Source organism: Variovorax jilinensis (genome assembly GCF_030316885.1).
GTDB lineage: Bacteria > Pseudomonadota > Gammaproteobacteria > Burkholderiales > Burkholderiaceae_C > Variovorax > Variovorax jilinensis.
In genome coordinates this window covers 432367-453025 of the sequence record NZ_JASZYQ010000001.1, presented here as the reverse complement: position 1 = coordinate 453025, position 20659 = coordinate 432367, and the positions used below count along the sequence as shown (strand labels likewise).

The 20659-nt window shown below is 69.7% G+C and carries 15 protein-coding genes and 1 pseudogene; 12 read left to right on the top strand and 4 right to left on the bottom strand.

Going from position 1 to position 20659, the window contains the following annotated elements:
* Positions 1–50: 50 nt before the first annotated feature.
* The 3 genes and pseudogenes from QTH87_RS02190 to QTH87_RS02180 form a co-directional block, all read right to left on the bottom strand.
* Positions 51–1502: pseudogene (locus QTH87_RS02190) on the bottom strand (SulP family inorganic anion transporter).
* Positions 1503–1601: 99 nt separating this feature from the next.
* Entirely contained in the window at positions 1602–4742 is a 3141-nt protein-coding gene (locus QTH87_RS02185; protein WP_286606490.1) for an efflux RND transporter permease subunit, read from the bottom strand.
* On the bottom strand, positions 4739–5986 hold the full coding sequence (locus tag QTH87_RS02180) for an efflux RND transporter periplasmic adaptor subunit (protein ID WP_286606489.1): 1248 nt from the start codon (positions 5984–5986) through the stop codon (positions 4739–4741). The genes QTH87_RS02185 and QTH87_RS02180 overlap by 4 nt, the downstream gene beginning before the upstream one ends.
* Positions 5987–6205: 219 nt before the next feature.
* Here QTH87_RS02180 and QTH87_RS02175 point away from each other — a divergent pair, with 219 nt between their 5' ends.
* The 9 genes from QTH87_RS02175 to QTH87_RS02135 all read left to right on the top strand — a co-directional run bounded on the left by QTH87_RS02175 (position 6206) and on the right by QTH87_RS02135 (position 16397).
* The gene (locus QTH87_RS02175) at positions 6206–6703 is read left to right on the top strand and encodes a hypothetical protein (RefSeq protein WP_286606488.1); all 498 of its coding nucleotides are present in this window, start codon (positions 6206–6208) and stop codon (positions 6701–6703) included.
* A gap of 162 nt (positions 6704–6865) precedes the next feature.
* Positions 6866–8239 carry a tRNA (N6-isopentenyl adenosine(37)-C2)-methylthiotransferase MiaB gene (gene miaB / locus QTH87_RS02170; protein WP_286606485.1) on the top strand — a complete coding sequence of 458 codons (1374 nt, stop codon included), beginning with the start codon at positions 6866–6868 and terminating at the stop codon, positions 8237–8239.
* The gene (locus QTH87_RS02165) at positions 8239–9666 is read left to right on the top strand and encodes a sensor histidine kinase (RefSeq protein WP_286606484.1); all 1428 of its coding nucleotides are present in this window, start codon (positions 8239–8241) and stop codon (positions 9664–9666) included. The genes miaB and QTH87_RS02165 overlap by 1 nt, the downstream gene beginning before the upstream one ends.
* 32 nt (positions 9667–9698) lie before the next feature.
* On the top strand, positions 9699–10355 hold the full coding sequence (locus QTH87_RS02160; protein WP_286606483.1) for a hypothetical protein: 657 nt from the start codon (positions 9699–9701) through the stop codon (positions 10353–10355).
* A gap of 56 nt (positions 10356–10411) precedes the next feature.
* A complete protein-coding gene (locus tag QTH87_RS02155; RefSeq protein ID WP_286608006.1) occupies positions 10412–11797 on the top strand; it encodes a sigma 54-interacting transcriptional regulator in 1386 nt (461 codons plus the stop codon).
* 195 nt (positions 11798–11992) lie between these two features.
* On the top strand, positions 11993–12196 hold the full coding sequence (locus QTH87_RS02150) for a hypothetical protein (protein ID WP_286606482.1): 204 nt from the start codon (positions 11993–11995) through the stop codon (positions 12194–12196).
* Between the two features lie 4 nt (positions 12197–12200).
* The gene (gene mdoH, locus QTH87_RS02145) at positions 12201–14210 is read left to right on the top strand and encodes a glucans biosynthesis glucosyltransferase MdoH (RefSeq protein ID WP_286606480.1); all 2010 of its coding nucleotides are present in this window, start codon (positions 12201–12203) and stop codon (positions 14208–14210) included.
* Positions 14211–14265: 55 nt separating this feature from the next.
* A complete protein-coding gene (locus QTH87_RS02140) occupies positions 14266–15186 on the top strand; it encodes a DMT family transporter (protein ID WP_286606478.1) in 921 nt (306 codons plus the stop codon).
* The gene (locus QTH87_RS02135) at positions 15183–16397 is read left to right on the top strand and encodes a serine hydrolase domain-containing protein (RefSeq protein WP_286606476.1); all 1215 of its coding nucleotides are present in this window, start codon (positions 15183–15185) and stop codon (positions 16395–16397) included. The genes QTH87_RS02140 and QTH87_RS02135 overlap by 4 nt, the downstream gene beginning before the upstream one ends.
* A 25-nt stretch (positions 16398–16422) precedes the next feature.
* Here QTH87_RS02135 and ffh read toward each other — a convergent pair whose 3' ends face one another.
* Positions 16423–17811, bottom strand: a complete 1389-nt coding sequence (ffh, locus tag QTH87_RS02130) for a signal recognition particle protein (protein ID WP_286606474.1) — start codon at positions 17809–17811, stop codon at positions 16423–16425.
* Between the two features lie 81 nt (positions 17812–17892).
* On the opposite strand from ffh, the gene QTH87_RS02125 reads away from it, so the two are divergent.
* From QTH87_RS02125 to QTH87_RS02115, 3 genes are read left to right on the top strand one after another with little or no spacing between them, the layout of a single operon-like run.
* On the top strand, positions 17893–18702 hold the full coding sequence (locus tag QTH87_RS02125) for a cytochrome C assembly family protein (protein WP_286606472.1): 810 nt from the start codon (positions 17893–17895) through the stop codon (positions 18700–18702).
* On the top strand, positions 18699–18938 hold the full coding sequence (locus tag QTH87_RS02120) for a PP0621 family protein (RefSeq protein WP_286606470.1): 240 nt from the start codon (positions 18699–18701) through the stop codon (positions 18936–18938). Before QTH87_RS02125 ends, QTH87_RS02120 begins: the two co-directional genes overlap by 4 nt.
* 22 nt (positions 18939–18960) lie before the next feature.
* Positions 18961–20655: a sensor histidine kinase gene (locus QTH87_RS02115; RefSeq protein WP_286606467.1), complete on the top strand. Its 1695-nt coding sequence runs from the start codon at positions 18961–18963 to the stop codon at positions 20653–20655.
* Positions 20656–20659: the final 4 nt, after the last annotated feature.

Below are 20659 nucleotides of genomic sequence, written 5' to 3'. Positions count from 1 at the left end.
GCTTCGGGCGGGCTCGGCGGCGCGGCGATGGCAATCGCGCGCTCCAGCGCTCACTCGACGCCGAGGTCCAGTTTCGAAATAAGTGCCCGGCTGTGTTCGTTCAGGCCGATGACCTTCACGTCGCTGCCGTGCTTGCGCAGCCGCTGACAGACCTTGTCGAGCGCGTTCACCGCCGTGATGTCCCAGAAATGGGCCGCGCTCAGGTCGATGGTCACCGGGCGGCCTTGGATGTCCCGCACATCGAAGGATCGACCAGCATGTCGGCCGATGCGAAGAAGACCTGACCGGAGACACGGTAGGTCAACCCCTCATCTTCCGTGCTGCTCACCGACAGGAGTCGCGACACCTTGAAGGTGAAGAACACGCCGCTCAGCAGGACGCCGACCGCCACTCCGGCGGCCAGGTTGTCCGTGGCTACCGTCACCGCGACCGTCGCCACCATGACCGCGCTGGAAAGCTTGGGGTGCTTCACGAGGGCCTGCGCGGAACCCCAGTCCAGCGTGGATGCGGAGACCATGACCATGATGGCGACCAGGGCCGCCACCGGCACCTGAGAGACCCAGGGCTTCAGCAGCACCATCAGAACCAGAAGGAAGGCGCCCGCGAACAGGGTCGAGAGGCGGCCGCGGCCTCCATAGCGGACGTTGCTCACCGTCTGTCCGATCATCCCGCAACCGGCCATGCCGCCGAAGAAGCTCGCGGCGATGTTGGACAGGCCCAGGCCGCTGCACTCGCGGTTCTTGGAACTCGGTGTGTCGGCGAGCTCATCGACGACACTGGCCGTCATCAAGGACTCGAGCAGCCCCACCATGGCGATCGCGATCGCCGGCAACGCGATGAGCTTCAAGGTCTCGACCGAGAACGGGACCTGTGGAATGCCGAAGGTCGGCAGACCCTGGGGCAGCAGGCCGAGATCGGCCACCGTCTTCAATGGCAGGTGCATCCACTGCCCCGCGAACGGTGAGAACCACGATGCAGACCAACGGCGAAGGCACGGCTTTCGTGATTCGAGGCAAGCCGTAGATGATCACCAGGCCAGCGCCCACCATGGCCCAGGTGGCAGCGTTCGCGCCGATGAGGTGCGGCATCTGGGCCGAGAAGATCAGGATGGCCAAGGCATTGACGAAGCCGGTGCGCACCGAGCCCGACACGTATCGCATCAGGACTCCGAGGCGCAGCCACCCGAACAGTATCTGCACTGCGCCGGCCAGGATGCCGGCGGCGAACAGGTACTGGACGCCATGCGAATGCACCAGCGGCGCGGCGACCAAGGCGACCGAGCCTGCAGCCGCAGACACCATCGCGGGCCGCCCTCCGACGAACGCAATGACGATGCTGATGACGAAGGAGGCGAAGAGGCCCACGGCCGGGTCGACACCCGCCACGAATGAGAACGCGATGACCTCCGGGATGAGGGCAAACGTGGCGACGGCGCCGGCCATGAGTTCGCGCGGAATGCTCGGCGCCCATTCGGCGCGAAAGAAGTGGGTGTGCTTGGACATGAAATTGCCTGCCTCGCGCACGGCGAGATGTGGATTGCGCGGTGGCCACCGCCCGCGATGGGCTGCCGTCGAGCTTGCTTCGCTGGCTTCCGGGCGGGCTCAGGCGTGCTGCCCCGCGGGCTCCCCCGGCAGCTCCTGCAGCGGCCCGCTGCCGCTGTAGCGGTCCAGCGCGAGGTAGATGGCGGGCGTGATGTAGAGCGTGATCACCTGCGAGAAGATCAGGCCGCCGACCACCGCCACGCCGAGCGGCTGGCGCAGCTCGGCACCGGCGCCGAGGCCCAGGGCGAGCGGCAGAGCGCCCATCATCGCGGCGAGCGTGGTCATCAGGATCGGGCGGAAGCGCAGCCGGCAGGCCTCGCGGATCGCGTCCTGGGGCTTCATGCCCTCGTTGCGCTGGGCGTCGAGCGCGAAGTCGATCATCATGATCGCGTTCTTCTTGACGATGCCGATCAGGAGCAGGATGCCGATGGTGGCGATCAGCGTCAGGTCGAAGCCGAACAGCTTGAGCGACAGCAGTGCGCCGACCGCGGCCGAGGGCAGGCCCGCGAGGATGGTCAGCGGATGGATGTAGCTCTCGTAGAGCACGCCCAGCAGCACGTAGATCACCAGCACCGCGAGGATCAGCAGCACCGCCTGGCTGCCCTGCGAACTCTGGAACACCGCGGCATCGCCGCCGTAGCTCGTGATGATCGATTCGGGCATCTTGAGCTCGGCCTTGAAGCGGTCGATCTTGGCGGTCGCGTTGCCCAGCGGCACCTCGGGTGCGAGGTTGAAGGACACGGTCACGGCCTGCAGCTGGCCCTGGTGGTTGACCGATGTCGGCCCCACGGTGCGCTTGACGGTCGCGAAGGCCGACAGCGGCACCAGCTGGCCGGCCTTGTTGCGCACCGACAGGCGCGCCATGTCCTCCTCGAAGCGGCGATCGTCGTCGGCCGCCGAGAGGATCACCTGGTAGGTGTTGCTGGGCCCGTAGATGCTGCCGATCTGGCGGTCCCCGTAGGCGTTGTAGAGCGCGGTGCGCAGGTCGCCGACCGCGACGCCGAGCACGCCGGCCTTGTCGCGGTCGATGTCGAGCGTCGCCTGCAGGCCGCGGTTCTGCGAATCGCTCGTGACGTCGCGGAAGTCCGGGTCGGCGCGCATGCGCTCCATCAGCCGGTCGGCCCAGACGCCCATGGTGCCGGCGTTGACGCTCTGCAGCGTGTACTGGAAGCGCGCCTTGCTCTGGCGGCCGCCCAGGCGCAGATTCTGCACCGGCTGCATGTAGACCGCCACGCCCGGAATCTCGCGGAAGCGCTTGCGCAGCGACTCGAGCACCTGCGGCATCTTGGGCCGCTCGCTTCTCGGCTTGAGCACCGCGAACAGCCGGCCCGAGTTCTGGGTCGCGGTCGGGCCGCCGACGCCGACGAAGGAGTTCACGTAGTCGACGTACGGGTCGTCTAGCAGCGCCTGCGCGACGCGGTCCTGCAGCGCCTTCATGGCCGGGAACGAGATGTCCTCGGAAGCCTCGGTCGTGATCTGGATCTGGCCGATGTCTTCCTCGGGGAAGAAGCCCTTCGGGATGCTGATAAACAGCCAGGCCGTGAGCGCGAAGGTCGACGCGGCCACGACCAGCATCAGCGGCCGATGCCCGAGCGTCCAGTCGAGCGTGCGCATGTAGCTGCCGTGCACGGCCCGGTAGCCGCGCTCGAAGGCACGGCCGATGGCGGTGCCGGGCTCGGGGTGATGCTCTTCGTGGTCGTCGAGCGCGCCGCCCTCGCGTGGCGTGTGCCTGAGCAGCCGGCTCGCGAGCATCGGCACCAGCGTGAGCGAGACGATAGCCGAGACCATCACGGCCAGGCCCACCACCACCGCGAACTCGTGGAACAGGAGGCCGATCACGCCGGGCATGAAGAAGATCGGAATGAACACCGCCACCAGCGAGATCGAGATCGAGATGATCGTGAAGCCGACCTCGCGCGCGCCGCGCAACGCGGCAGCGAAGGGCTCCATGCCGCGCTCGACGTAGCGCATGATGTTCTCGAGCACCACGATCGCGTCGTCCACCACCAGCCCCACGGCCAGCGTGATGCCCAGCAGCGAGACGTTGTCCAGGCTGTAGCCGAAGGCGTACAGCAGCGCCACCGCGCCGATCAGCGAGATCGGGATCGTCAGCGCCGGGATCAGCGTGGCCACCAGCCGGTGCAGGAACAGGAAGATCACCAGCACCACCAGCAGGATGGTGCCGAGCAGCGTGAGCTGCACGTCGTGCACCGCCTCGCGGATCGACAGCGAGCGGTCGTTCACCAGGTTGATCTCGACCGACTGCGGCAGCTCCTCGCGAAAGCGCGGCATCAGCGCGCGCACCGCGTCCACCACCTGGACCGTGTTGGCATTGGGCTGGCGCTGCACCGCGAGCGAGATCGAGTTCTGGCCGTTGAAGCTGCTCGCGGTCTTGACCGACTCGAAGCTGTCCTCGATGGTGGCCACCTCGTCGAGTCGCACCGGCGCGCCGTTGCGCTGGCCGACGATGATCTTGGCGAAGTCGGCGGCCTTGAGCATCTGCTCGTTGGCCTGGATGGTGAGCGTCTGGCGCGGGCCGTCGAGCACGCCGACCGGCGTGTTGGCATTGGCCAGGCGCACCGCGTTGGCCAGCTCGTCGAGCGTGATGTTGCGTGCGTTGAGCAGGTCGGCGTCGGCCTTGACCCGCACCGCGAAGCGCTTCTGGCCGTAGACCGCCACCTGGGCCACGCCGTCGATGGTCGACAGGGTCGGCGAGATCAGGTTCTCGGCATAGTCGTTGAGCTCGGCCGGCGTCATCGAGTTCGACACCATGGCGATGAACAGCACCGGCGCATCGGCCGGATTGACCTTGCGGTAGGACGGCAACTGCGTCAGCTCGACCGGCAACTGGCGCTGGGCCCGCAGCAGCGCGGCCTGGACGTCGACCGCGGCGGCATCGATGTCGCGCGAACTCACGAACTCGAGCGTGACCGAGGTCACGCCCTGGGTGTTGGTGGAGCTGATGGTCTGCAGCCCCGGAATGGTCGAGAACTGCTTCTCGAGCGGCAACGCGACCGAGGAGGCCATCGTCTCGGGGCTGGCGCCGGGCAGCTGGGCCGAGACGTTGATGACCGGCGTGTTGTAGCTCGGCAGCGCCGCGACCGGGATCTGGAAGTAGGCGAATATGCCCACCACCACCACCGCGGCAGAGAGCAGCACCGTCATCGCGGGACGACGGATGCACAGCTCGGAGATGTTCATGTCCGCTCCCGCTCGGCGACGACGCTGGCGCTGCCGGGCGCGACCGAGGCCGCGCTGCCGGGCGTTGGCCCGGGCGCCGCGTTGCCGGGCTTTTCCTGCGGCTGAGGCTGGACCTGGGCCGGTGCGGTGTCGACGCGGACACGGCCGCCCGGCCGCACGTTCTGCTTGCCCTCGATCACCACCTGCTCGCCGGGCTCGACACCGGTCACGACCACCTGGGTGCCGAAGTTGTAGACCGCCTGCACCTTGCGCCGCGCCGCCTTCTTCTCGGCGTCGACCACGTAGACCGAGCTGCCGTCGGCCAGCATCATGAGCGCCGAGGCCGGCAGCACGGTGGCGTTGGCGAGCGTGCGCACCGTGATCCGGGTCTCCGCGAACTGGCCCGGCCACAGGGCCTGGTCGCCGTTGTCGAACACGGCCTTGGCGCGCACCGTGCCGATCAGCGGATCGACCGTGTTGTCGACGAAGCTCAGCGCACCCACCAGCGGCTCGCGGCGACCGGGCACCACGGCCTCGACCGGCGTGCGCTCGCGCGCGGCCTGCAGCAGGTCCTGCAGCTTGCCCTCGGGCACCGGGAAGCTCACCGCGATGGGATCGAGCTGCGTGATCGTGACCATCGCCTGCGCGGGCTGTACCAGCGTGCCCGGGTAGACGTTGACCGCGCCGATGCGGCCCGCGATCGGCGCCTTGAGCGTGGCATAGCCGAGCGCCACCTGCGCCGACTGCACGGCCGCGCGGTCGGCCGCCACCGCGGCGCGCTGCGCCTCGAGCTGAGACAGTGTGGCGTCGGCCGCCGCCTTGGCGATGAAGTTCTGCGCCACCAGGTCCTGGCTGCGCTTGTACTGGCGCTCGAGGTCGGCCAGCAGGGCCTCGTCCTTCTGCTGCTGGGCCCGCGCCTTGGCGAGGTTGGCCTGGTCGGGCCGGTCATCGAGCGTGAACAGCAGCTGGCCGGCCTTCACGAACTGGCCTTCCTTCACGTGCACCTCGCGCACGGTGTTCGTCACCTGCGGCTTGAGCTCGACGCTGTTGAGCGAGACCACGCTGCCGTTGACCTGCACCGTGACCGGCACGTTCTCGCGCCGCGCTGCCGCCAGGGTGACCAGCGCCGGGGCGCCGCCCGCGGCCGCGTTCGCTGCCTGCGCCGTGGCGGCGCTGCGCGCCTTGGCGCCCGACCACCACCAGGTGCCCGCCGCGACGGCGACGACCAGCACACCCGAGAGGGCGAGAACGAGATGCTTCTTCATGAGATTTCAGGTGGGTTGGGCTTGCGCAGGGGGGGGCTTTTCGGGCGCCGGCAACTATTGGAGCAGCGAGGCGCAGAAAGAGCCCGCATCCACTGTAAAGAAATGTAAAGCGAAGCGGCACAATGCCACGCGCGGCGGGGGTTGCCTGTACCTTCCACAGGCTGTCCGCGCGCTGCCGGCCGCTAGAATCCGCGCTCCCACAGCCTCTGGATGAACCCCATGAACCGCTGCCGAAACAAGATCTCCCCACCGCTGCGCACGCTCGCGCTGGCCGCGCTGCTCGCGCCGGCCGCCCTGCTGACCTGCGCCGGCGCCTCGGCGCAGCTCCTCGATCCGGGCTCGACCCAGGCCGAGGCCGACAACGGGGGGCGCACCTTTCCGCCCGGCACGCTGCGCGGCCGCTTCATGGTCGTCAACTCGCCCGAGATCCTGCTCGACGGCCAACCCGAGCGCATGTCGCCCGGCGCCCGCATCCGCAGCGCCGAACGCATGCTGGTGATGCCGGCCGCGATCACCGGCCAGAACCTGCTGGTGAACTACACCCGCGACGCGGCCGGCCTGGTGCGCGAGGTCTGGATCCTGACGCCCGACGAAGCCCGAGCCAAGCGCGCCTCGGCCGACAGGCCGCTCTTCAATTTCTGGCCCTTCGTGGCCGACAGCGGTCCGCGCGACGACGGCAAGACGCCGTTCGACCAGCTGCCCAAATACGGCCAGTAAACAGGCTCGCCCCCAGGTTGGCTCACTTCGTGTAGCCGCCCACCCCCTCTCCGGGGGCGACACCTGCGGCCTGGCGGAGCCAGTTCCGCGGTGTCTCCCGAACAGACAGGCGCATCGAATCGCGCATTGCTTAGTGAACCCCGATCCCATGGGGAGAACGCCATGACCACCCCCAAAGTTTTCATCAAGACCTTCGGCTGCCAGATGAACGAGTACGACTCGGACAAGATGGCCGACGTGCTGCGTGCCGCCGACGGCTACGAGCCGACCACCGACATCGACCAGGCCGACCTGATTCTGTTCAACACCTGCTCGGTGCGCGAGAAGGCCCAGGAAAAGGTCTTCTCCGACCTCGGCCGCGTCAAGCACCTGAAGGCCAAGGGCGTGAAGATCGGCGTCGGCGGCTGCGTCGCCAGCCAGGAAGGTGCAGCGATCATCGCCCGCGCCCCGTATGTCGACGTCGTGTTCGGCCCGCAGACCCTGCACCGGCTGCCCGAGATGCTGAACCAGCGCGCCCGCGACGGCCGGCCGCAGGTCGACATCAGCTTTCCCGAGATCGAGAAATTCGACCACCTGCCGCCCGCGCGGGTCGAGGGCGCCACGGCCTTCGTCTCGATCATGGAGGGCTGCTCCAAGTACTGCAGCTACTGCGTCGTCCCCTACACGCGCGGCGAGGAGATCAACCGCCCGCTCGACGACGTGCTGGTCGAGATCGCGGGCCTGGCCGACCAGGGCGTGCGCGAGGTCACGCTGCTCGGCCAGAACGTCAACGCCTACCGCGGCCGCATGGGCGATACGGCCGAGATTGCCGACTTCGCGCTCCTGATCGAGTACGTCGCCGAGATTCCGGGCATCGAGCGCATCCGCTACACCACCAGCCATCCGAACGAGTTCACGGCGCGCCTGATCGATGCCTACGCACGGGTGCCGCAACTCGTGAGCCACCTGCACCTGCCGGTGCAGCACGGCAGCGACCGCATCCTGATGGCCATGAAGCGCGGCTACACCGCGATGGAATACAAGAGCACGGTGCGCAAGCTGCGCGCGATCCGCCCCGAGCTCGCACTCAGCAGCGACTTCATCGTCGGCTTCCCGGGCGAGACCGACGAGGACTTCGGCCGCATGATGAAGCTGATCGACGACCTGGAATTCGACGCCAGCTTCAGCTTCATCTTCAGCCCGCGTCCCGGCACGCCGGCCGCGGCGCTGGCCGACGACACGCCGCATGCGGTCAAGCTGGCGCGCCTGCAGCAGCTGCAAGGGGTGATCGACGCCAACGTGCGCCGCTTCGGCGAAGCCCTGGTCGGCAGCACCCAGCGTGTGCTGGTCGAAGGCGCCTCGCGCAAGAACGCCAACGAGCTCATGGGCCGCACCGCCTGCAACCGGGTGGTCAACTTCGAGGGCGACCCGCGGCTGGTCGGCCGGATGATCGAGGTGCGCATCACGCGCTCGCTCGCCTACACGCTGCGCGGCGAGGTGCCGACCGCCGAATCCACCGCCGCCACGAACGGCCGGACCGCGGTGACGGTCGCCTGATGGCGAAGCTGACCTCCGCCCGCGGCTCGTTCCAGCAGCTGCTGCTGTTCGCCTTCCTGCTCATCACCGCGCTGCTGGTGGGCGTGGCGCTGCGCGCCGTCTTCCAGTACGACATCCTCATGACGCAGAGCCGCGACGCGGCGGCGCGCGCGCTCACGCTGTCGGGCGCGGCCCAGTCGCTGGCCGAGCGCAGCGCCGCCATGGAACGCGCCGGTCGCCAGTCGCTGGTGCTCAACGACGCGGTGCTGCGGCGCCGTTTCGAGGATGCCGCGCGCGATGCCCGCCAGGTGCTGGGGCGCCTGTCCTCCAACGGCCTGACCACCGACGGCCCCGACAAGTGGCGCGAGCAGCTCGACGTGATCCAGGGCCTCATGAGCGGAGCCCCCGAGACCTCGCTGGCGCGCGAAAGCTCGATGGCGATGCAGTTCCGCGAGCTCGACGCGCTCAACACGAACATCGCGCAGCAGGCGCAGTTCCTGATCGAGACCCAGAACAACGAACTGGCGCAGCGCATCGAGACCGCACGCAAGCGCCTGATGCGGCTGGTGATCGCGGCCAGCGCACTGGCCGTGGCCCTGGCGCTGGCCTTCGGCGTCTGGCTGGCGCGGCCGTTCAAGCGGCTGGAGCGCGCGATCGTCGGCCTGGGCGAGAACCGGCTCGACGTGCCGATCGACATCCGCGGACCGGCCGACGTGCGGCGCGTCTCGCAGCAGCTCGAATGGCTGCGGCTGCGCCTGACCGAGCTCGACGCCGACAAGGCACGTTTCCTGCGACACGTCTCGCATGAACTCAAGACCCCGCTGGCTGCCCTGCGCGAAGGCGTCTCGCTGCTCGAGGACGGCGTGACCGGCGCGCTCAGCCCTGCGCAGCGCGAGGTGACGCAGATCCTGCAGCAGAACACGGTCGCGCTGCAGGGCCAGATCGAGGCCCTGCTGCGCTTCAATGCCGCCGCCTTCGAGGCCCGCGAGCTGCGCCGCGAGCGCACGCCGCTGCTGCCGCTGATCGAGGAGCAGATCGAGGCCCAGCGCCTGCAGTGGCAGGCCAACGGGCTCACGGTGCGGGCCGAGGGCGAGCCGATCGCGGTGGTGGTCGATCCGGTCAAGCTCGGCACCGCCATTGCCAACCTGCTGTCGAACGCGATCCGCTTCTCGGTGCGCGGCGGCACCATCGAGATCGCCGTGTCGAGCACCGCCGACACCGCGATGATCGACATCGCCGACGCCGGTCCGGGCATTGCCGACGGCGATCGCGACCGGGTCTTCGAACCCTTCTACCGCGGCGAGCGCCAGCCCCAGCATTCGGTCAAGGGCACCGGCATCGGCCTTTCGATCGTGCAGGAGTACATTGCAGCCCATGGGGGCCGCATCACGCTGCTGCCCGAGGGGCCGGGGGCACGATTCCGCATCGCGCTGCCGCGCTCCGCCTGACCCTCGCTCCACGCGCCCAATCCTCTTCGTCCATGTTTTCTCCGATTCTTCGCGAGCCCGCCATCGCCATCTGCAGCTGCGCCGCGCTGCTGATGGCCGGCTGCGCCGCACCGGCCGGCAACACCCGGCCGGCCGCGCCGGTGACGGTCGCGGTCGCCCCGCCACCGCCGCCGCCCTCGGTCATGCCGGTGGAAGCCGAGCCGGTCGCACCGGCCACGCAGCCCGCAGGCCTGTTCGCCCAATGGACCCAGACGCCGACCGGCGCCATGCTGGCCTACGCCGACAAGGTGCGGCCGCTCGGCCAGCCCGAACTGGCGGCCGAACTCAACCGGCTCGGCGATCTCGTCGAGACGCCCGCGGTGCAGGTGCAGATGGCGATCGTGCTGGCCCAGACCCGCGTGCCGGCCGACCTGGCACGCGCCACCGGGCTGCTGCAGAAGGTGATCGCCAATCCCTCGGCGGACGCGCTGCCGCTGCAGCCGCTCGCGCGCACGCTGGCGGCGCGCTACGCCGAGCAGCGGCGGGTCGAGGACGACCGCGACAAGCAGGCCCAGCAGCTGCGCGACAGCCAGCGGCGCATCGACCAGCTCAACGACCGCATCGAGGCGCTGCGGGCCATCGAGCGCAGCTTCGCGCGGCCCAATCCGGCGCCGGCCGCGGTGCCGGCGGCCCCCAAGGCCACGCCGTGAGCACCGCCGCGCCGCCTTCGCAGTCCCGCACGCCGCTGCCGGCCGACGGCCTGCCCGTGCCCGCGAAGGGCGCCCGCCTGCTGGTGGTCGACGACGACGCCGACATGCTGCGGCTGCTGTCGCTGCGGCTGATGTCGGCCGGCTACCAGGTGACGGCGGTGACCTCCGCCGAATCCGCGCTCACCCAGCTCGAGATCGAGCATCCGCAGCTGGTGCTGTCCGACGTCCGGCTGCCGGGACGCGACGGCCTCGCGCTGTTCGACGAGATCAGGAAGCGCCATCCGACGCTGCCCGTGATCCTGCTGACCGCGCACGGCACCATCCCCGATGCGGTCGAGGCCACCGCGCGCGGCGTCTTCACCTACCTGACCAAGCCCTACGACGCCCGCGAGCTGCTCGAGAAGATCGGCCAGGCGCTCGCGCTCGGTGCGCCGGCCGCCACGCAGGGCAAGGCCGGCGACGAGAGCTGGCGCGCCGAGATCGTGAGCCGCAGCAACCGCATGGCCGAGCTTCTGGCCGAGGCCCGCATGGTCGCCAAGTCGGATGCCAGCGTGCTGCTGCGCGGCGACAGCGGCGCCGGCAAGGAAGTGCTGGCGCGCGCCATCCACCGTGCCAGCGCGCGCGCCGACAAGCCCTTCGTGGCGGTCAATTGCGGCGCCATCCCCGAAGCCCTGCTCGAGTCGGAGCTGTTCGGCCACATGAAGGGCGCCTTCACCGACGCGGTCGCCAACCACAAGGGCCTGTTCCAGCAGGCCGACGGCGGCACGCTGCTGCTCGACGAGATCGGTGACATGCCGCCGGCGCTGCAGGTCAAGCTCTTGCGCGTGCTGCAGGAGCGCGCGGTGCGACCGCTGGGCGGCAGCCAGTCGATCGCGGTCGACGTCCGGATCATCTCGGCCACCCACCGCGACCTCGACGCCGCGATGGAGGCCGGCCAGTTCCGCGAAGACCTCTACTACCGTCTCAACGTCGTGACGCTGAGCCTGCCGCCGCTGTCGGCACGGCGGGAGGACATCCCGCTGCTCGCCAACCACTTCCTGCAGCGGCTGTCGACCAAGTACGGCAAGCGGCTTTCGGGCTTTGCGCCCGAGGCGCTGAAGGCGCTCACCACGGCCTCCTGGCCGGGCAACGTGCGCCAGCTCTTCAACGTGGTCGAGCAGGTCTGCGCGCTGTCGAGCTCGCCGCTGATCCCGCTGGCGCTGGTGCAGCGCGCGCTGCGCGTGCCGAGCGTGGAGGTCCAGACCTATGCCGAGGCCAAGCAGCGCTTCGAGCGCGATTACCTGGTCGGCCTGCTCAAGCTGACCGACGGCAACGTGGCCGACGCGGCGCGCCTCGCCGACCGCAACCGGACCGAGTTCTACCGCCTGCTGCAGAAGCACGAACTCACCCCAGGACACTTCAAGGCCGATGCCCCGTCGCCGGGCAGCGAAGGCGGTCGCTGAGCAGCGACACGGCAAGTCGTTGATTTCATTGGGGGTTTTTCGACTGCCCCCCAAGCTGTCGGGCCCAGGCGACAGATTCAGGGGTTTGGAGGCCATTTCCCCTTCCCGGGCCGCCGAAAAGCCTTGGATTTCAGCTTAAGCGCTTGATTTCAAAGCGTTTTTAGCAGCTGGCACAGGGTTTGCCCCTGTACTGGCATGACCGCACACCACAGCCCCTCTTTCGCACTGCGTCCGCAGCGCGACGGCGTTCGTCAAAAACAGCTTTCCCTCTCGCGGCCCCGTGCCGCGGGCTCGTTGCTGGCATCCCAGGCGGGTGCCGGCACCTTCGCGTCGGACAGCGTCTTCAAGCGCTTTCCGGCAATCGGCGACACGCCCTCCTTCGATCGTCAACGAGGCTAATCGCATGAAACCCAATCAATACGTCCAGCCTCGCCTGCTCGCGCAGGACGTGGTCTCGAACCGCAGCACGGTGCGCGAGGAACGCCACCCGAACGCGGTGACCGCGCCGCCGGTCAACCGCGGCTCCATGACGCCCCGCCCCTGGCGCGGCTTCTGGAACAGCGTGGGCACCGCCCTGCTCGTGAAGCTCGGCGCCGGCCCTGCCCGCCCGGCCAAGTCGGCGCCCGCCGCCCGCGAACCCTGGCAGCGCGCCGCGGCCCAACGCCGCCTGACCTTCATGGCGCTGGCGCTGTTCAGCACCATCGCGGCCGCCACGCTGTTCGCCCGCGTGCAGCCCGACTACGACAACCTGTGGCTCGAATACAGCCAGATCGCGCTCTACGCGGTGCTGTCGGGCTGGGTCGTGACCGGCTTCGTGACCGCGCTCATGGGCTTCTTCGTCTCGGTGCGCGGTGACAAGCACGCGCTGTCCGCGCGGCAGGTGGCCGACCATCCGATGAACCCCGCGGCCCGTACCGCGATCATCATGCCGATCTGCAACGAGGACGTCTCCACGGTCTTCGCCGGCTTGCGCGCCACCTGCGAATCGCTGGGCGCGACCGGCCATGCGCAGCAGTTCGACGTCTTCGTGCTGTCCGACAGCTACAACCCCGAGACCGCCGCCGCCGAGCGCGCCGCCTGGGAAGACCTGCGCGCCGCGCTGGCCCTCAGCCACCAGAACAACCCGAACCAGCCCCAGGTCGAGGTCTACTACCGCCTGCGCACCCGCCGCACGCACCGCAAGGCCGGCAACGTGGCCGACTTCTGCCGCCGCTGGGGCAAGGACTACCGCTACATGGTGGTGCTCGACGCCGACAGCGTCATGAGCGGCGACTGCCTGACAGCGATGGTCAAGCTGATGGAAGCCAACCCCACGGCCGGCATCATCCAGACCGCGACCCAGGCCATCGGCCACGTCACGCTGCATGCCCGCGCCCAGCAGTTCGCCTCGCGCATGACCGGCCGCCTCTTCACGCTCGGCATGCAGTTCTGGCAGCTCGGCGAGTCGCACTACTGGGGCCACAACGCGATCATCCGCGTGCAGCCCTTCATGGACCACTGCGCGCTGGCCCCCATCAAGGGCACCGGCGGCATGTCGGGCGGCATCATGTCGCACGACTTCGTCGAGGCCGCGCTGATGCGCCGCGCCGGCTACCACGTCTGGCTGGTGGCCGACCTGGTGGGCAGCTACGAGCAGCAGCCGCCGGACCTGCTGTCCGAGCTGCAGCGCGACCGCCGCTGGTGCCAGGGCAACCTGCAGAACGCCCGCCTGATGGCCGAACCCGGCATTCATCCGGTGCACCGCGCCATGTTCGTCACCGGCACCATGGCCTACGCCTCGGCGCCGCTGTGGCTGGCCTTCCTGACCCTCGGCACCGCGCTGTGGCTCACGGGTTCGAGCGTGGTCGAGCATTGGCTCGCGATGCCGATGGAGCTGGTCGGCCTCTGGCTGTGGACGCTGTGCCTGCTGTTCCTGCCGCGCATCCTGGGCCTGGTGGCCGTGGTGATCCGCGGCGAGCAGCGCCAGTTCGGCGGTCTCGGTGGTCTGCTCAAGAGCGCCACGCTCGAAAGCGCCATGGCCATCGTCCAGGCGCCGGTTCGCATGCTGGCCCATTCGCTGTTCGTCCTGGTCGCGCTGACCGGCCTCAAGCTCGAATGGAAGTCGCCCCCCCGCGAAGCTGCCGCCGTGTCGTGGCGCATCGCCGTGGCCCAGCTGGCGCCGATGTCCATCGTGATCGCGGCCCTGGCCGTCGGCATCGCGCTGATCGATGCGAGCGCCCTGACCTGGCTGATGCCGGTCGGCCTGCCGCTGCTGCTGGCGATCCCGCTCACGGTGCTGACCAGCCAGATCGGCTTCGGCATCGCGCTGCGCGAACGCGGCTTCCTCGTCATCCCCGAGGAATCGCGCTCGCCTGCGGTGCTGCGCCGCGCCTGGATGCACGCTCTGAAGCTCTCGCGTCCGGTCTCGGCCTGACACGCCGACGCCCCGTGCCTCACCCCAAGCCCCGCCCTGCGGGGCTTTTCTTTGCATGACGCCAGCCGCGCGCGCCGCGCGCGCGCCGGACCTGAACGCCGGCATCGCGCTGGTCCTGCTGACCGCCTGCATGTTCGCGGGCAGCGATGCCACCATCAAGTACCTCGGGGGCGCACTGCCGGTGCTGGTGCTCATGTGGGTGCGCTACATGTTCCAGACCTCGGTGCTCGCGGCCTGGCAACTGGCGCGCAAGGGCACGCTGCGACTGCGCAGCCGCGCGCCGGCGCTGCAGTGCCTGCGCGGCCTGCTGCTGCTGTGCAACTCGACCGCCGCCTTCTACGGGGTGCAGCGGCTGCCGCTGGCCGAATACACGGCGCTCTCGCTGCTGGCGCCTGTCGCGACCACCGTGCTCGGCGCCCTGGTGCTGAAGGAGCGCGTCCCGCCGTCGCGCTGGGCCATGGTCGGCTTCGGGGTGGTCGGCATGCTGGCCGTCGTCCGCCCGACCGGCGCCGGCGCGCTCGGCTGGGCGGCGCTGCTGCCGATCACGGGCGCGCTCTGCTATGCGGCGTTCCAGCTGGTCACGCGCCGCATCGCGATCGCCGACGACCTGGTCGTCACCAACTTTCTCTCCGCGCTCTTCGTGACCACGGCGATCGGTGCGGCCCTGTGGGTGCTGCCGCTCGACCTCGCGCCCTCCCTTCTCAAGGCAACCCCGACCCAGTGGGTGCTGCTGCTCCTGATCGGCATCTTCGCCACCGCGGGCCACCTGTGCATGGCGGGCGCGGTACGGCTTGCACCGCTCTCGGTACTGATGCCCTTCGCCTACGCGCAGATCGCTTTCGCGATGGCGATCGGATGGCTGCTGTTCGACCACGCGCCCGACCTGTGGGCGGTCGTCGGCACGCTGCTGATCGGGCTCGGCGGCATCGGCACCGTCTGGCTCAACGGGCGTGACGCGGGCAGAATGCCCGCATGAAATTCGGCAGGATCGCTCTCGGTGCACTGGTCGTCGTCGCAGTGGCGGGCACCGCCGGCTGGTTCAGTCTCGACAAGGAAACGCGCGGCCTGATCGCCACGCTTCCGACCAACCGCGACCTGCTGTTCTGGAGCCAGCCGCAACGCGACGCCGCGTTCCGCGCGCTCGACCGCCTGCCGGTGCTGGCCAAGGCGCGCACGGTCCCCGCGGGCCCCACGCCATCGCCGCTGCCGGAAGGCCCGCCGCTGGCGCTTCCGCTCGACCTCGACGCCTACATGGCGCAGCAGCGCAGTGCGGCGATCGTGATCGTGCAGGACGGAAAGCTGCGCCTCGAACGCTACGGCCTCGACTTCGACCGCGAGGGGCGCTGGACCAGCTTCTCGGTCGCCAAGTCCTTCACCTCCACGCTGCTCGGCGCGGCGGTGCGCGAAGGCCACATCCGCAGCCTCGACGACAAGGTCAGCGACTACATCCAGGAAATGAAGGGCTCGGCCTATGACGAGGTCAGCATCCGCCAGCTGCTGACCATGACCTCGGGTGTGCGCTGGAACGAGAACTACGCCGACCCCGAATCGGACGTCGCGCGCTTCAACAACCACAAGCCCGAGGAAGGCGTCGATGCGCTCGTGAGCTACCTGCGTCGGCTGCCGCGCGCGGCACCGGCCGGCACGCGCTGGAACTACAGCACCGGCGAGACCAACCTCGTGGGCGTGCTGCTCGCGCGCGCCACCGGCAAGCCGCTCGCCACCTACCTGTCGGAAAAGATCTGGGTGCCGGCCGGCATGGAACAGAAGGCCACCTGGATCCTCAGCAAGACCGGCCAGGAGATCAGCGGCTGCTGCCTGCAGGCCGCCACGCGCGACTTCGCTCGCTTCGGCCGCTTCGTGCTCGATGGCGCGCGCGTCGATGGGAAGCCGATCGTGCCCGACGACTGGCTGGGCCAGGCCACCACGCGACAGGCCGACATCGGCCAGCCGGGCCGTGGCTACGGATTCCAGTGGTGGACCTACGACGACGGCAGCTTCGCGGCGCGAGGCATCTTCGGCCAGGGCATCTTCATCGACCCGAAGCGCCGCCTGGTGATCGCCTCCAACGCCGACTGGGGTGGTGGCGCCAACAACCCGGCTGACGTCGCGGCGCGCGAGGTGTTCTACAAGGCGGTGCAGAAAGCCGTGGACGACGAGGCGACAGGCGCGAAGTCGGGCGGCTGAAGCGCCGGAAGCACCGGAAGGGAACTCAGAAGCGCGGCATCCCGCCGCCGCCCCCGCCCATCCCCGGCATGCCCTTCATGCCGCCCATGCGCTTCATCATCTTCATGAGGCCGCCGCCCTTCATCTTCTTCATCATGGTCTGCATCTGCTCGAACTCGTTGAGCAGGCGGTTGACTTCCTGAACCTGCACGCCGGCGCCGGCGGCGATGCGGCGCTTGCGCGTGGCCTTGAGCAGTTCGGGCTTGCGACGCTCCTGCGGCGTCATGCTGTTGATGATCCCTTCCTTGCGCCGGATGTCGCGCTCGGCGCGGGTCATGTCGGCCTCGGTGGCCTTGGCCGCCATCTGCGCGGGCAGCTTGTCCATGATGCTCGACAGGCCGCCCATCTGCTTCATCTGCTGCAGCTGGCCGAGAAAATCGTTGAGATCGAAGCCGGCACCGCTCTTGACCTTGGCCGCGAGCTTCTGCGCCGCCGCGACGTCGACGCCGGCCGTGACCTGCTCGACCAGCGCGACGATGTCGCCCATGCCGAGGATGCGGCCGGCGTGGCGCTCGGCGTCGAACACCTCGAGGCCGTCGATCTTCTCGCTGACGCCCGCGAACTTGATCGGCACCCCGGTGACCTGGCGCACCGACAGCGCAGCGCCGCCGCGCGAATCGCCATCGGTCTTGGTGAGGATGATGCCGGTGAGCGGCAGCGCGTCCTTGAAGGCCTTCGCGGTGTTGATCGCGTCCTGGCCCTGCATCGCGTCGACCACGAACAGCGTCTCGACCGGGTCGAGCGCCTTGTGCAGCTGCTGGATCTCGGCCATCAGCACCTCGTCGATCGCGAGCCGGCCCGCGGTGTCGACCAGCAGCACGTCGAAGAAGTGGCGCTTGGCGTGGTCGAGCGCGGCGCGCGCGATGTCGAGCGGCTTCTGGTCGGGCGTGCTCGGGAACCACTCGGCGCCGGCCTGCTTCGTGACGGTCTTGAGCTGCTCGATCGCGGCCGGGCGATAGACGTCGCCCGAAACCGTGAGCACCTTCTTCCTGCGCTTCTCGATCAGGTGCTTGGCGAGCTTGGCGGTGGTGGTGGTCTTGCCCGCGCCCTGCAGGCCGGCCATCAGGATCACCGCCGGCGGCTGCGCCTGCAGATTGATGTCCGCCACGCCCTCGCCCATGGTGGCGGCCAGCTCGCGGTTGACGATGCCGACCAGCGCCTGGCCCGGCTTGAGCGAACCCAGCACTTCCTGGCCGAGCGCCTTTTCCTTCACGCGGGCGACGAAATCGCGCACCACGGGGAGCGCCACGTCGGCCTCGAGCAGCGCCATGCGCACCTCGCGCAGCATGTCCTGGACGTTGCTTTCGGTGATGCGGGCCTGGCCGCTGACCTGCTTGACGAGACGGGAGAATTTTTCGGTGAGGGCGGTGGCCATGATGCTTCCCGCTGGACGGGACCGGTATGAAGACGGGAGCGGCGGCCTTCCCGCGGAAGGCGAGAAGCTAAACTCCAGCCGATGATTTTAGCGATCCCCTCCCCGCTCGGCGTGGCACTGGGCATCGCCACCGCCGCCGCCTACGGCGTCATTGCCGCCGCCGCCTCCCGCCTGAGCCGCACAGCCACCCAGAGGCTGCTGGCGCTGGCCTGGCTGCTGCATGCCCTCACGCTCGCTGCCGGGCTGATGGGCAGCACGCCACGCTTCGGCTTCGCGCCTGCGATCTCGGTCACGGCCTGGCTGGTGCTGACGGTCTACGCGGTCGAGAGCCGCCTCTACCCGCAACTCAGGGTCCGGCGCACGCTGGCGGCGCTCGGCGCTGCCGCGGTGCTGCTCGCAGTGCTGGTGCCGGGCACGCCGCTCCACGTATCCGCGTCGCCCTGGCTGCCGCTGCACCTCGCGCTCGGCATCGCTTCCTATGGCCTGTTCGGCGCTGCGGTGGTCCATGCCTGGCTCATGACGCGGGCCGAGAAGCAGATCCGCCTCGCTGCCGAGCCGCCGGGCGGCGTGCCGCTGCTCACGATGGAGCGCCTGACCTTCCGCTTCGTGACCGCGGGCTTCGTGCTGCTGTCGGCCACGCTGCTGGCCGGCCTGCTGTTCAGCGAGACGCTCTACGGCGCCACGACGCGCGGCTGGAAGTGGGACCACAAGACGGTGTTCTCGGTCATGGCCTGGCTCACGTTCGCCGTGCTGCTGGTCGGCCGCGCCCGCTTCGGCTGGCGCGGCCGCACCGCGCGCCGCGTGCTGTACGCGGGCTCGGCCCTGCTTCTGCTGGCGTACGTCGGCTCGCGCTTCGTGCTCGAGGTCATGCTGTCGAGGGCGCCCGCATGAAGTTCGTGCTCGTGCTCGCGGTGATCTGCATCGCGATCTGGATCTGGCGCCGCAACCGGCGCGACGACGATGCGCCACGCCCGCCGCCCGCGCGCAAGCAGGCCGCGGTCGCCGCACCGCAGGCCATGGTGCGCTGCGCCCATTGCGGCCTGCACCTGCCCGCGGCCGATGCGCTCGCTGCACCCGACGGCGCGGTCTACTGCAGCGCGGCCCACCGACAGGCGGCGCAGGCATGAAGCCGCCCGGGCAGCCCGCCGGATGAGCTCCTTCCTGCGCGCCCGCGGCGAACCGGCCACCGACTGGGGCTCGCTCGAGCAGTTCAGCGGCAAGAGCAGCGCGCTGCTGCGCCTGTGGCGCGGCTTCCTGGCCGCGCGCTGCTTCGTGGCCGCGGTGCTGCTGCTGCTGCAGGCGGTCGCCTTCGTCCTGGGCCAGGCGCCGCAACCGGCCGCCATCGCGCTGTCGGCCGGCTATCTGGCGGCGGCGCTGGCGGCGGCGCGCTATGTGCCGTTCCAGCCGATCGAAGGCCTGGGCCGGACATGGCTGCTGACCATCGGCGTCGACCTGGTCGTCTTCACGACGCTCCAGGTGATGCAGGTCGGCAGCATCAACTACTCGCCGCTGTTCGCGCTGCCGGTGCTGATGGCCGCGGTGCTGGGCACCGGCGCGGTCGGGCTCGGCACCACGGCCGTGGCCACGCTGCTGCTGCTGGGCCATGCCTTCTGGTTCTGGTTCTCGCACCCGCAGCCGGCCGATGCCTCGCCGCGCTTCGTACAGGCGGCACTGGCCGGCACCGGTCTGTTCGTGGTGGCGCTGCTGGCGCACGAGATGTCGCGCCGGCTCACGCGCGTCGAAGCCCTGGCGCAGCGCAACCGCAGCGCGGCCGAGATGCACGCGCTGGTCAACGACCTCGTGATCGAGACGCTCAGCGAAGGCGTGCTGGTGCTCGACCCGCAGGGCCAGGTGCATGCCGCGAACCCGGCCGCCGATGCCATCCTGGGCCACGGCCTGGCCGAGATCCGGCAGCCCTTCGTGCTCAACGCCTACCCGCCGTGGGTCGAACTGGCGGCGCTGGCGCGCCAGACATTCGCGCGGCGCATGCCGCAGTCCAGGGAAATCCCGATCGCCCAGGCCCAGGGCGCGGCGCGCGAGGTGCGCGTGCGCACGCGGCTCACCCGCTCGCTCGATCCGCAGTCCGACGGCCTGTGCGTGATGTTCCTGCAGGACCTGCGCGAGCTCGAGGCCCGCATCCGCACCGAGAAGCTGGCCGCGATGGGCCGCATGTCGGCCGCGGTGGCGCACGAGATCCGCAATCCGCTGGCCGCCATCACGCAGGCCAGCGCGCTGCTGGCCGAAGACCTGGTCGACCCGGGCCACCGCCAGCTCACGACCATGGTGCAGCAGAACGCCCAGCGCCTGTCGCGCATCGTCGATGACGTGCTCGACGTCGCGCGGGCGCGCCAGCAGCGCGTACTGCCGCTGGCCGAGCAGGTGGCGCTCGATCCCACGGTGCGGGCGCTGGCCGAGGAATGGGTGCTGCACTCGCAGCGCCAGGGCGTGCTGCTGGCGCTCGACGCCGCGGGAGAAGACGTGCGCTTCGACGCCGAGCACCTGCGCCGCATCCTCGTGAACCTGCTCGACAACGCGGCGCGCTACGCAGGCGACCGCGACGGCTCGATCCAGATCGCGACCCGGCGCAACGCCCAGGGCCGTGCCACGCTGCAGATCTGGAGCGACGGCGCACCGCTCGAGCCTGCGGTGCACCGCCACCTGTTCGAGCCCTTCTTCTCGTCCGAGAGCCGCTCGAGCGGGCTCGGCCTGTTCCTCTGCCGCGAGCTGTGCGAGCGGCACGGCGCCACCATCGGCTACGAACGCCGCCAGCTGTCGCCCGCGGGGCCCGAAGGCAACGAGTTCTTCGTCGCATTTGCCGCCGCCGAGAGCCGGCTGACACAATAGCGGC

Coding starts and splice junctions, on each gene's coding strand:
- miaB (WP_286606485.1), top strand. CDS start 6,866: ATGACCACCCCCAAAGTTTTCATCAAGACCTTCGGCTGCCAGATGAAC.
- ffh (WP_286606474.1), bottom strand. CDS start 17,811: ATGGCCACCGCCCTCACCGAAAAATTCTCCCGTCTCGTCAAGCAGGTC.
- QTH87_RS02165 (WP_286606484.1), top strand. CDS start 8,239: ATGGCGAAGCTGACCTCCGCCCGCGGCTCGTTCCAGCAGCTGCTGCTG.
- QTH87_RS02115 (WP_286606467.1), top strand. CDS start 18,961: ATGAGCTCCTTCCTGCGCGCCCGCGGCGAACCGGCCACCGACTGGGGC.
- QTH87_RS02135 (WP_286606476.1), top strand. CDS start 15,183: ATGAAATTCGGCAGGATCGCTCTCGGTGCACTGGTCGTCGTCGCAGTG.
- QTH87_RS02125 (WP_286606472.1), top strand. CDS start 17,893: ATGATTTTAGCGATCCCCTCCCCGCTCGGCGTGGCACTGGGCATCGCC.
- QTH87_RS02140 (WP_286606478.1), top strand. CDS start 14,266: ATGACGCCAGCCGCGCGCGCCGCGCGCGCGCCGGACCTGAACGCCGGC.
- mdoH (WP_286606480.1), top strand. CDS start 12,201: ATGAAACCCAATCAATACGTCCAGCCTCGCCTGCTCGCGCAGGACGTG.
- QTH87_RS02185 (WP_286606490.1), bottom strand. CDS start 4,742: ATGAACATCTCCGAGCTGTGCATCCGTCGTCCCGCGATGACGGTGCTG.
- QTH87_RS02175 (WP_286606488.1), top strand. CDS start 6,206: ATGAACCGCTGCCGAAACAAGATCTCCCCACCGCTGCGCACGCTCGCG.
- QTH87_RS02150 (WP_286606482.1), top strand. CDS start 11,993: ATGACCGCACACCACAGCCCCTCTTTCGCACTGCGTCCGCAGCGCGAC.
- QTH87_RS02160 (WP_286606483.1), top strand. CDS start 9,699: ATGTTTTCTCCGATTCTTCGCGAGCCCGCCATCGCCATCTGCAGCTGC.
- QTH87_RS02180 (WP_286606489.1), bottom strand. CDS start 5,986: ATGAAGAAGCATCTCGTTCTCGCCCTCTCGGGTGTGCTGGTCGTCGCC.
- QTH87_RS02120 (WP_286606470.1), top strand. CDS start 18,699: ATGAAGTTCGTGCTCGTGCTCGCGGTGATCTGCATCGCGATCTGGATC.